General features: G+C 40.5%; 12 protein-coding genes. 10 read left to right on the top strand and 2 right to left on the bottom strand.

The features are described 5' to 3' along the window. Positions 1-246, bottom strand: a 246-nt coding sequence (locus tag MV676_RS05175; RefSeq protein WP_297445681.1) for a GTP-binding protein, incomplete at its 3' end; no start/stop codon positions are given. Positions 247-530: 284 nt separating this feature from the next. Between MV676_RS05175 and MV676_RS05170 the strand changes: the two genes are divergently transcribed. The 9 genes from MV676_RS05170 to MV676_RS05130 all read left to right on the top strand — a co-directional run bounded on the left by MV676_RS05170 (position 531) and on the right by MV676_RS05130 (position 9577). Then, the gene (locus MV676_RS05170) at positions 531-737 is read left to right on the top strand and encodes a cold shock domain-containing protein (RefSeq protein ID WP_022847301.1); all 207 of its coding nucleotides are present in this window, start codon (positions 531-533) and stop codon (positions 735-737) included. 137 nt (positions 738-874) lie between these two features. After that, the gene (locus MV676_RS05165; protein ID WP_297445680.1) at positions 875-2116 is read left to right on the top strand and encodes a DEAD/DEAH box helicase; all 1242 of its coding nucleotides are present in this window, start codon (positions 875-877) and stop codon (positions 2114-2116) included. 94 nt (positions 2117-2210) lie between these two features. Then, a complete protein-coding gene (locus MV676_RS05160) occupies positions 2211-2534 on the top strand; it encodes a hypothetical protein (RefSeq protein WP_297445679.1) in 324 nt (107 codons plus the stop codon). Between the two features lie 265 nt (positions 2535-2799). Beyond that, positions 2800-4263: a hypothetical protein gene (locus tag MV676_RS05155; protein ID WP_297445678.1), complete on the top strand. Its 1464-nt coding sequence runs from the start codon at positions 2800-2802 to the stop codon at positions 4261-4263. A 62-nt stretch (positions 4264-4325) separates the two neighbouring features. Beyond that, a complete protein-coding gene (locus MV676_RS05150) occupies positions 4326-6113 on the top strand; it encodes a thiamine pyrophosphate-dependent enzyme (RefSeq protein WP_297445677.1) in 1788 nt (595 codons plus the stop codon). After that, positions 6110-6631, top strand: a complete 522-nt coding sequence (locus tag MV676_RS05145) for a 2-oxoacid:acceptor oxidoreductase family protein (protein ID WP_297445676.1) — start codon at positions 6110-6112, stop codon at positions 6629-6631. Before MV676_RS05150 ends, MV676_RS05145 begins: the two co-directional genes overlap by 4 nt. 115 nt (positions 6632-6746) lie before the next feature. Next, a complete protein-coding gene (locus MV676_RS05140) occupies positions 6747-8489 on the top strand; it encodes a carbon starvation protein A (protein ID WP_297445675.1) in 1743 nt (580 codons plus the stop codon). Beyond that, entirely contained in the window at positions 8470-8754 is a 285-nt protein-coding gene (locus MV676_RS05135) for a hypothetical protein (RefSeq protein WP_297445674.1), read from the top strand. Before MV676_RS05140 ends, MV676_RS05135 begins: the two co-directional genes overlap by 20 nt. 7 nt (positions 8755-8761) lie before the next feature. Then, positions 8762-9577, top strand: a complete 816-nt coding sequence (locus tag MV676_RS05130; protein ID WP_297445673.1) for an ArsA family ATPase — start codon at positions 8762-8764, stop codon at positions 9575-9577. Here the strand turns inward: MV676_RS05130 and MV676_RS05125 are convergent. Further along, positions 9555-10817 (bottom strand): phenylacetate--CoA ligase, encoded by a 1263-nt coding sequence (locus MV676_RS05125; RefSeq protein WP_297445672.1) that lies wholly within the window; start codon positions 10815-10817, stop codon positions 9555-9557. The genes MV676_RS05130 and MV676_RS05125 overlap by 23 nt on opposite strands. A gap of 97 nt (positions 10818-10914) precedes the next feature. Between MV676_RS05125 and MV676_RS05120 the strand changes: the two genes are divergently transcribed. Further along, a partial coding sequence (locus MV676_RS05120) for a phenylacetate--CoA ligase (protein WP_297445671.1) occupies positions 10915-11905 on the top strand: 991 nt, incomplete at its 3' end.

Genomic DNA, 11905 nt, shown 5'->3' with positions numbered 1-11905 from the left:
GCAGTCTACGTGGGCGTAGTGGTATTTGTCTGATTCGTATTCTACGTGGGCCGTCGCTATCGTGATTCCCCTCTCTCTTTCTTCCGGTGCTTTGTCTATGTTGTCGTATGATACTTCTTGTGCCATCTCTTTGAGTGCAAGACAGTGGGTTATGGCCGCTGTGAGTGTCGTCTTACCGTGGTCTACGTGTCCTATCGTTCCCACGTTCTTATGGGGTTTCGTCCTTTCAAATTTTTCTTTCGCCATGTTCCTTTCCTCCGCATATAATCAGTTATTATCCCCTGTTTGATTTCCAAAATTTAACATTTACTCTGGAAAATTCAATACCAAAATTACAAAAAATTTTTTACCATCTTGACTTTTAAAGATAGGATTATAAAATTAGTTTAGTCGATGTAGAAGGCAGTTTACGGAACGCTCAATTCAGGCCGGAAACTTTAAGGAGTTGAAAGCTTTAGCCCCGAAGGCATGCCGTTTCTGCCTTCGGGGCTTTTTAAATTTCACAACACGTTTTAGAGAGGTTAGGACGCATGGAGAAGCTTACAGGAACAGTTAAATGGTTTGACTCAAAGAAAGGATACGGCTTCATTACAGCCGACAATGGACAGGATGTATTCGTCCACTACACAGGTATAGCCGGTGAGGGCTTCAAAACCCTTGAAGAGGGTGAAAGAGTTACTTTTAACATTACAGAAACAGACAAAGGTCTGAAAGCTGTCGACGTAGAAAGAGAATAACAAAATAAAATTGAACTGAATGCAATTGCCACGGCGTGTCTGAAACGGCGGCACTACCGTGGCAATTTTTATGAAATTGTGAAAAAACTGACCCCAAAACAAAAATCATAAACACACAATATAGAGGAGATCAACTTATGGCTTTTTCATTCGAAAACTTAAGTAAAGACATTCAAGCTTCACTTAAAGATATGGGATTTAAAGAACCTACTCCCATACAGAAAGAAGCAATCCCGGTAGCCATGGAAGGTTGTGATATTGTCGGCCAGGCACAAACAGGAACAGGAAAAACCGCAGCCTTCGGCATTCCTATAATAGAAAGACTCAACAGGCCAAAAGGCGTCAAAGCACTAATCCTGGTCCCCACAAGAGAACTCGCAATTCAGGTTTCCGGTGAATTATCTTCCATAGGAAAGAGGAGAAAAATCGGAATCTATCCCATATATGGTGGCGTACCTATAGGAAGACAGATATCTCTCCTTAACAAAGGAAGATGCAATGTAATTGTTGGAACACCGGGAAGAGTAAAAGACCTTATCGACAGAGGCGTTTTAGACCTTTCAAATGTTGAAATTGTGGTTCTTGACGAAGCTGACCAAATGCTCGACATGGGATTCATTGAAGATATTGAGTACATTCTCAAAAAAACACCTATAGAAAGACAAACTATGCTCTTTTCAGCAACATTGCCAAATGAAATAAAGAAACTTATTTCCCGCTACCTTAAAAGCAGCTATAAAACGGTAAAAGTTGGAAAGTCAGTAATAACGCCCAAAGTAAACCAAAAAATCCTGTTTGTAAAAAGCGATGATAGGCTGAAAGCCTTAATAAAACTTCTAAAAGAGAACAGAAACGAAACTACTATAGTCTTTGTAAAAACAAGACGGGACGCGGCTGATCTTGAAAGAAGACTTCAAGAAAAAGGTATCGACGCAAAAGCAATTCATGGCAATCTGACACAACGTCAAAGGGAAAATGTAATGAACGCTTTCCGGAAAGGTAAGGTAAGGGTTTTAGTCGCAACCGATGTGGCAGCAAGAGGTATAGATGTCAAAGATGTAGGAATGGTTATTAATTACGAACTGCCCGAAAATCCTGAAATTTATGTTCACAGAATTGGAAGAACAGGAAGAGCGGGGAGAGAAGGTATAGCTATTAGTCTTGTTGCTGACAGCGAAAAAAACCGTCTATACAGAATTAAAGGCCTCAGCAGGGTAAGAAAAGAAAAATTCAAAGGAATAACCGTTGAGGACCTCAAGAGAGAGATTCATTCCGCAAGGATAAAACCCCTTTACGTAAAAATGGCCAAAGATCTGTTGAAAAACAGAGAAGAGGAAACCAAAATAGTCGCCTTTCTCCTCGAAAAACTTTTATCTTAACACGCACAACTATCTTTGCATTAGCAGTTAATATAAAGTATAATTAATATTAGATGTACCGGATAGGGTTTTAAGGAGAAACATGGAGGCTCCAATGGGCCTGTGGAAGATTTTTAAGCGTAAAAGTGATGAAGTCCTTTTTGACCGGGCAGTCAACGAAAGAAAGCATTCACTTGTTGTTGTTTATGGTGCACGCCTGATTTCTAAGGGAAAGCTTGAATATCATAGGGTTATGCCTTACGCTGAATCTTTATTCACTATAAATAGGAAGAAAGAAGCTGTAAAAATTCTTGATACATTTGCAAAAGAAAAAATAGAAAACGGTTACTTCTCTGAAGCTATTCCTCTACTAACAAAAGCAATAAAGTATGATCCTGAAAATATAGAAACTGTCAAGCTTCTATCCAGAGCTTATTAAGGGAAAAATCTACTTTTTGAAGCATTTCAAACCCTTATAGACCTATTATCAACCTTTAAAAACGGCGGGAAAAACACGGCGGAAGTAAGAAATCTTATTGGAAATTTTTTAAAACGATATCCGCTGCCATCTTTCCAGATAATTTATGCAAATATTTAAAGTTGTAGGACTAATAAGTGTTCCAAACTCAAATAATTAAATAGATTGTTAGTTCCACTATTTTTGTATAATTGTAACCATCAATAGTTGTCTCTATGGAGGCCTGGTGGGACTTACTGATTTTTTTAAGAAGAAAAGTGATGAAGAGCTGTTTCAAGAAGCGGTTACAGAAAAGAGCTATCTTAAGATTGTTTCTTATGGTCGTAAACTGCTTGAGAAAGGAAATGCATCACCACATATAATAAACCCTCTTGTAGAGGCTTTGATAAAAGTAGGAAATAAAGAAGAAGCTATAAAGATACTGGACGACTATGCCGAGGAAAAACTCAAAAACGGTTATTATGCAGCTGCGATAGCATTCCTGCAAAAAGCTCTAAAACATGACCCCCACAACATACACACGGTAGAACTCTTATCGGCTGCATATGTAAAAAAAAGCCTCTACTTTGAGGCATTCAAAGTTTTGATTGACCTTTTCAAAAAACTTGCAAAAGAAGGAAAAGACGTTTCAAAAATACGTAGTGTCATCGAGCACTTCATAGAAAAAAACTCCCACCCTGTCTTTTACGAAATGTACGCCGATGCTCTGGCAGAATCTAACAACGAATCGGAAGCCTACAAAAATTACATAATGGCCGGAAGCATGTACGCTTCTCTTTCGAAATTTGAAGAAGCCTTAAGTACATATTTAAAGGCAAGAGAAATTAAGTCAAGTGAAATAGTAGATCAAAAAATAACTGAAATTGTCGCCCGCCTCCAGGACTCAACCACAAGACGCAAAATTTTGAAAGGTCTAATATTAGATAACAAAGACAACCTTGACCTGCTGCAGACGCTTATTAAAGAATTCATTAAAAACAAACTTATTGATGATGTGGATCAGGTAATCCTAACTCTAAAAGATACAAAACTTAAATGGACAACTGCTATTTTAAGAGATATAGAAACAGGCGAAATAGAATCTGCCTTTGAAAACATAGAACAGCTCTCAAAACTCGATAGAGGTACTGCAGAAAAACTTAAAGGTAGATTGTTTGCAAAATATCCTGAAGCCATTGAATTTGAGCAAGAGCCGGAAAGTGCTTATGGTGAAATACCCTCTTCTGACGAAATTCTATCTTCAATATTTTCTGCCGTTGAAGAGAGCCCTGTTGGTACCGAAACCTCCGGTGAGGAAAGTGCATTACTTAAAGTAAAAGCTACCTCCCGCCGCGTAGATAACAGGGAAATTGCAAAAGCTTCCACACAACTTGACGGCCCCATCTACACGATATCTATGGCCGAAGCAATGTTAGGCCTTGGTAACTATGAAAAAGCTGTAGAGATGGCGAAAAAAGCTCTTGAATTCCCGGAAGTGAGATTTAGAGCTATCTCCCTCATATCTTCCGCTCTCGTATCCCAGGGTAAGTATAAAGAAGCTCTTAATCACCTACTTGATGCACTGAAAGAGCATCCATTCTCTCAGGAAGAGAGAAAAAATATAAAAGAAGCCATAGGGAAAATCTATGAAGAAATAGGGGACAAAGCTAAAGCCTCGTTCTGGTACAGGGAAGCGGAAAAAGAGAGCTAAATTTTGAGAGAAAATGCTAAAATCATTATTCCCTGAACACTTCAAATAAAAGAGAGGGAATAATGAAAAAAGCACTTCTTGGAAATGAAGCAATAGCCTACGGTTTGCTCGCCGCAAACGTTGATGTAATGGCAGCATACCCGGGAACGCCAAGTTCTGAAATACTTGAGACATACCAAAACCTTATTAAAACACTCAATCTCCCCGCCGTTGGCGAATGGTCCACAAACGAAAAGGTGGCATTTGAAACAGCTTACGCAGCCGCGATAACGGGGAAACGGGCAGCCTGCGGCATGAAAATGGTCGGACTCAACGTAGCATCAGATCCTCTGATGAGCAGCGCATACATAGGCAACAGAGGAGGATTCCTTATCATTTCAGCCGATGACCCTGGATTTTATAGTTCTCAAACGGAGCAGGATTCCCGCTACTTTGCAAAGTTTGCAAGAATTCCAGCTCTTGACCCAACAGATCCTCAAGATGCACTAAAACTTGCCGCATTAGGTATAGAAATCTCAGAAAAGTTTGAAATTCCCGTACTTTTAAGACCCGTCTTAAGAGTCTGTCACGGAAGGCAGATTGTTGAAATACCAGATTTTGAGTTCAAGGGTAGAGAAGGAAAGTTTGAAAGAGAAATAGAAAGATGGGCTGCCGTTCCCAGAATTCCAAGATTCAAACAGGGAATAGCCCTACTTAAAAAGCTAAAAGAGATAGAAAAGTTTAACTACGAAATACTGATTAAACCACAACTTAAAAATCTTAAAAAGACAAAGCACCTGATTCTGGCCTCAGGAACATCTTACGGATTTGCATTAGAGGTAATAGAGGATAATAACCTTGAAATTGACATTCTCAAAATAGATATGCCAACGCCTCTTCCTGTAAACCTTTTAAAAGAAGTGCTTTCAAACTACGAACAGGTTGTCGTGTTTGAAGAAACCTATCCGCTTATAGAAGAGCAGATAGCACCTATCGCAAACGTTAAAGGAAAGCTTACAGGTGACGTTTTTGACATAGACGAAGTCACTCACGAGAGAATAGCCGAAGGACTTAAAAATACAGGCATACTGAACAAAAACATCTACACCGGAACAACTTTTGACGATGTTCCACCGCCGAGGAAACCTGCATTGTGCCCGGGATGTCCCCATAGAACAGTTTTCTATGCTATAAAAAAAGTTTTCGGAAACAACACCATATATCCTTCAGACATCGGCTGCTACACACTTGGTTTAAATCAGAAAGCTGTTGACACAATACTCTGCATGGGAGCTTCTGCAGGACTTGCCGGCGGATTTTCCATTTCCGACAAAACGAAACCGATTGTTGCAACAATCGGTGATTCAACATTTCTCCATTCAGGAATACATCCACTGATAAACAGCATAGCCAATAAACACAGATACATCCTTGTTATTCTTGATAACAGCACCGTAGCGATGACTGGCCTTCAGCCAACACCTGAAAGAACCGGTGGCGTGAGCATTGAAAAGGTGGTTGAAGGCTGCGGCGTTAAACCATTCATTCTTCAGTATGATGGAAAGGTTGAAACAACAGTGAAATTCTTCAACGAGGTAAAAGAAGCCTACAGAAACAGCGATGTCCCTGTTGTTGCCGTGATAAAGGAATTCTGCACATTTGACAGAGAAAACGTTAAACTTCCAGGAAAGTTTGCCACTGTTGATCCGGAAAGGTGTACAGGATGTGGTTACTGTATGGACACTTTCGGTTGTCCTGCATTTGAGTGGAAAGATGGAAAAGTAACGGTAAACAAATACTTCTGCGTGGGATGCGGCGTGTGCCTGTCCGGCGTTTGTCCGTTCAACGCTTTCGTGGAGGATAAAAGATGAGATATCAGATAGTCTTAACAGGTGTAGGTGGTCAGGGTACAATATTTTTAGTTAAACTCCTCGCACGATGTGCCCTCAACAGAGGTGTTCCATTCATAGGAACAGAAACCCACGGAATGGCTCAAAAGGGGGGTACCGTCATCTCGTACCTTAAAATAGGCAACTTTAAAGCACCCTTAATAGGTAAAGGACAGGCAGATCTTCTTATAGGCCTCTATCCAACTGAAACCCTGAGATTTTTGGATTACTTAAAAGAATCCGGCTCAATAGTAACAAACGGAGACGATTCCTTCCCGGAACTTAATAGTTTAAATGTGTTTAAAATAGATGCATCAAAAAAAGCAATCGAAGGTGAGGTAAACCCAAAATCTTTAAACGTATTTATCCTGGGAACTGTTCTTAAACACGTTAAAAACTTTCCTTTTTCGCTGGAAGAAATCGAAAAAGGCATAGAAGAGCTTAACCCAAAATTTGCACCGGTCAATATTGAAGCACTTCATAAAGGATTAAATTCATAAAAAGGCGTCCTTGGCCGCCCTCTTAATTCAAAAAATCAATCCCGATTTGATTTTATCACCTTTTTTTTATATAGTATCTATCGTTTAAAATATTCTTTATGGGGAGGTGGTTAAAGTGGATGCTCTACTTCTCATGCTGATTGTTTTCGTGGGTTACATTATAGCCTACAATGTCTATGGCAAATATGTGGGTTACAAGATCTTTGAACTTGCAACCGGCAAGCCGGTTCCATCTAAAGTATATGAAGACGGGATTGACTTTGTTCCAACAAAAAAAGAAATAATCTTTGGACATCATTACACATCCATTGCAGGTACAGGCCCTATAGTTGGACCAGCAATAGCTGTAATCTGGGGATGGCTTCCGGCAATTCTCTGGGTATTCTTCGGAAGCATACTTATGGGAGCTGTCCACGATTTTGGCGCTCTCATAATATCTATGAGAAACAAAGGAAAATCCATCTCTGAATTTGCAGGAAAATACATAAGCAAAAGAACAAAATACCTGTTTTTTGCCATTGTCTTCCTCGAACTTTGGATAGTTATCGCTATCTTTGGTCTGGTGATTGCCATTATATTTAACATGTTCCCTCAATCTGTCTTCCCGATATGGATGGAAATCCCAATAGCAATGACTCTTGGATACTTAGTTTACAAGAAGGGAAAAAGCGTTGGTATCCTTTCAATAATTGCTCTCATTCTTATGTATGTAACCGTCATAATGGGCGTCTATATGCCGTTTAAACTCGGCTCTGTAGCCGGCATACCACCAACAGGTGTCTGGACAATCATTCTTCTTATCTATGCATTCATTGCCTCTGTTCTTCCGGTTACAATGCTCTTACAACCAAGGGACTACATAAATTCTCACGAACTTTTAGTGGCAATCTTACTTCTTGTATTTGGAATAGTAGCAAGTGCTTTTACAGGAAAACTTTCCATAGTTGCTCCAACTTATCAGGCGCATCCACCTCAGGCACCACCGCTCTGGCCTTTTCTTTTCATCACCATTGCCTGCGGTGCAATCTCCGGATTCCACTCTTTAGTCTCTTCCGGAACATCTTCAAAGCAGGTTGCTGATGAACCAGATGCACTCTTTGTCGGATTTGGTTCAATGCTTATGGAAGGCGTCCTCGCAACACTTGTAATAATCGCCGTCGTAGCAGGAATTGGAATGGGATACTTCCACAACGGGAAACTTCTAACAGGACATGCAGCGTGGCTTACCCACTACTCATCATGGACAGCAGCTAAAGGTCTTGGTTCAAAACTTGGCGCTTTTATTAACGGTTCAGCCAATATGATAGAAAGCCTCGGAATACCTGTTAGCTGGGCAATCGCCATAATGGGTGTTTTCGTTGCGTCTTTTGCCGGAACAACACTTGACACCGCAACGAGAATTCAGAGATACGTGGTTTCAGAAATCTTCTCCGACATGGGATTAACCATCTTCAAAAACCGCTACGTTGCAACTCTTTTTGCCGTTCTATCTGCAGCATTTTTAGCGTTTGCAACAGGTGCAAGTGGTAAAGGTGCTCTGACATTATGGCCGCTCTTTGGTGCGGTAAATCAAACACTTGCAGGACTTGCACTGATAGTCATCACTATCTACCTGAAGTACAAAGGTGGCCTTAAATGGATTATTGCCGGCATTCCAGCCGTGTTTATGATAACCGTAACGCTGTGGGCAAGTATTATGAACGAGATAAATTTCATTAAGGCAGGAAACTACCTTTTAATTACTGTAAACACTGTCATTCTTTTAATCGTCCTTACAATTATTTTTGAAGGTGTAAAAACGTTCTTCAGCATAAAAGAGGGAACACCGGAACCTATCGATGAAAAAATGGAAGCTTAAGGAGTTTTTTAAGAAAATCTGGGAAACCGCAGATGGTATCGGAAGAGATACCGCAGTAAATGTAGTGGAATCAGAAGTTGATGAGCTGGAAAAGATATTTGCTCTTTTACTTTTAGGAGAGCTTGTGGGATACCCCGGCTCTCCTTCTCACATATACATACAGATGTTGCCGGTCTCTGAAAAACTATTAATAACCCTTAGCAACGCGGTTACCGAAGCTGAAGATCCTCTTGGCAAACTTTTTTCCGTGTTTGATATAGATTGAGGAGAAAATGAAAAGAACGTTCTTCTTTACAGGAAAAGGTGGTGTAGGAAAAACAACTATATCTTCTATGTTCGCCGTTTTCTTTGCAAAAAGAGGCTTCAGAACACTCCTTGTGTCTCTTGACCCTGCCCACAACCTGTTTGACGTTTTTAAAACAAAACCATCTAAAGAACCCACACAAGTTTTAGAAAATCTCTATATATACGAAGCCGATCCAGAAAAGTACAAACGGCAGTTCCTGTCAAATGTAAAAGAGGAATTGGAAAGGAGCTTCAGATACCTTACAGCTTTCAACCTTGAACACTACTTTAAAACGATAGAAAAATCGCCCGTCCTCATTGAACAGTCAATGGCCACTGCATTTGAATACCTCACGGAAAGAAGATACAACCTTTTCGTCTTTGACATGCCACCGTCCGCTCTCTCGTACCGTTTCTTTTCCCTTCCTGAAAATTCCCTTGTATGGCTTGAAAACCTGATTTCCTTAAGGAAAAAAATTAACGACAAGAGAGAAATCATCATCCGCATAAAAAAGGAATCATTGGAAGATGATCCCGTTATAAAAAAACTTTCAAACTTAAAAGAGAGATATAAAAGGCTGAAAGAGAAATTTGAAAATGCAACCATTTACATTGTTAAAAATCCGGACAGAATATCCACAGTGGAAGCAGAAAGAGTTAAAGAGTGGCTGAAAGAACTGAAATTAAACGTAAAGATATTGGAGAATAGAGGAAAAGATATTCTAGAAATGGCAGCAGAAATCCACACCGGGAAACTGCCGCCAGAAGTTGAAAGTGCTTTTAGTTCTCTCTTTTCACCCTAACTGCCTTTCCGGGTGCTCTTGGAATTTCTCCCTTTCTTTTTAAAGTTACCTCTATATGAAGCCCCAGAGTGCTGTATATCTCCTCTTCTATCCGCTCTTTCAGATATTCATCCTGCCTTTCCGCTTCAATAATAAGCTGAACCGTATCTTTCCCCTCAACCTTACCTATAATGATTTGATAATCTGGAAGGATTTCAGGATACTTCATAACTATCTCTTCAACCTGCCTCGGATAGAAACACACCCCCTTCACCTTTAACATATCGTCTGTTCTTCCCTTTATCCTTGCAACCTTAAGGTGCGTTCTGCCACATTCACAATGCTCCCTTGAAACTATTTTAGTTATGTCTCTTGTTCTATACCTTATTAGCGGCAATCCTTCCCTTGTGAGAGTGGTAACAACCATTTCACCCTCTTCACCGTCCGGAAGAACTTCACCTGTTTCCGGATCTATTATTTCAACAATGTAGTGATCTTCCCAGACATGGATACCGTTGTGGTAGTTACATTCTATGCCAAGTCCAACACCGCCGGTTTCTGTCATACCTATGATGTCAAATGCCTCTATCCCCATTTCTTTTTCTATATAACCCCGCATCTCTTCACTCCAGACCTCGGCTCCAAATATTCCAACTCTCAAAGAGGTCTCGGAAAAGTCAAAACCTTCCTCTTTTGCAACTTCTATAATCCTTAATGGATAAGATGCTATACCTGCAAGAGCGGTGGTGTTAAAATCTTTAAAGAACTTTAGTTGTAGCAACGTTCTACCGGGACCTATTGGAACAACAAAACATCCTATCTTTTCCGCACCATAGTGAAAGCCAAATCCTCCGTTAAAGAGACCAAAAGAGGGTGTTATCTGTAAAACATCTGAAAATGTTAAACCCGCTGCGGCAAGGCAACGTGCCATTACCTCTCCCCACTGATCAACATCGGCAGGTGTGTAAGGGTTCACAACAGGTGTACCGGTCGTTCCGGAAGACATGTGAAAACGGACAAAATCTTTTTGTCCGCCACAGGCAAAACCAAAAGGATAACCCTTCCTCAAATCCTCCTTTGTGAGAAACGGCAACCTTTTTAAATCCTCAAGTGTTTTTATATCTTCAGGCTCCACTCTTCCTATCTTTTCCCAGTAGAGCCTATTCTTTTCCTTTATCCTTCTAATTGTTTTCCTCAATCTCTCAAGTTGCACCTTTTCAATGATTTCTCTTGGCAAAGTTTCAAGATAACGCTGAAACATTTCTCCCTCCGTTATGCCGGAAATTTTCACAAATTCACCGTTTATTTTATAATAACTTTATCTTCTGATTGTGCTAAAAAAGAAAAGGAGGAAAGGGATGTCCTTAAAGAGAAAAGATTACATGGCACGAGAAACTCTTGAAGCACTTCAACTTAAAAGGCTCCGGGAAACCGTTGAAAGAGCCTATTACTTGGTTCCTTTTTACAGAAAAAAATTTGATGAAGCTGGAGTAAGCCCGGAAGACATACAAACCCTCGAGGACATGAAAAGGCTTCCATTCACTGTAAAACAGGATCTAAGAGATAACTATCCTTTCGGGCTCTTTGCCGTTCCAATGGAACAGATAGTAAGAATACACTCTTCATCTGGAACGACTGGAAAACCAACAGTTGTAGGATACACAGAACACGATATGAAAGTTTGGCAGGAAGTAATGATAAGAACCTACCTTATGGCTGACGTTAATGAGAAAGATATTATCCATAACGCCTACGGCTACGGCCTCTTCACAGGCGGACTTGGATTTCACGATGCTGCAGAGGCTCTCGGCGCAACCGTTGTTCCAGCAAGTGGTGGGTTTACTAAAAGACAACTTATGCTTATGAAAGATTTCGGTGCGACAATACTCTGCTGTACTCCTTCCTTCGCACTCCACCTTGCAGAAGTGGCTAAGGAAGAGGGATACGATTTACAAAAAGATTTTAAACTAAGAGCCGGCTTTTTTGGAGCTGAACCGGCATCTGAGGGACTCAAAAAAACCGTCGCAGAAACGTGGGGAATAAGGTACGTAGAAGCATACGGACTGTCAGAAATAATAGGCCCCGGAGTGGCCGCTACATGTGAATACGGACACCTCCATATATTTGAAGACCATTTTATCCCCGAGATTATTGACCCTGACACGGGTGAAGTCCTCCCGGACGGGGAGGAGGGTGAACTTGTCCTTACAACCATAACAAAGCAAGCTTTACCGATGATACGCTACAGAACAAAAGATATAACGGTTATCCATAGAGAACCGTGCCCCTGTGGAAGAACGATACTCTACATTGAAAACATAAAGGGTCGTTCCGATGACATGCTTATAG

It is taken from the genome of Desulfurobacterium sp., assembly GCF_027028515.1.
In the GTDB taxonomy this organism is placed as follows: Bacteria; Aquificota; Aquificia; order Desulfurobacteriales; family Desulfurobacteriaceae; genus Desulfurobacterium_A.
The sequence above is the reverse complement of the archived record's forward strand: the minus strand, read 5'-3'. Positions and strand labels throughout refer to the sequence as shown.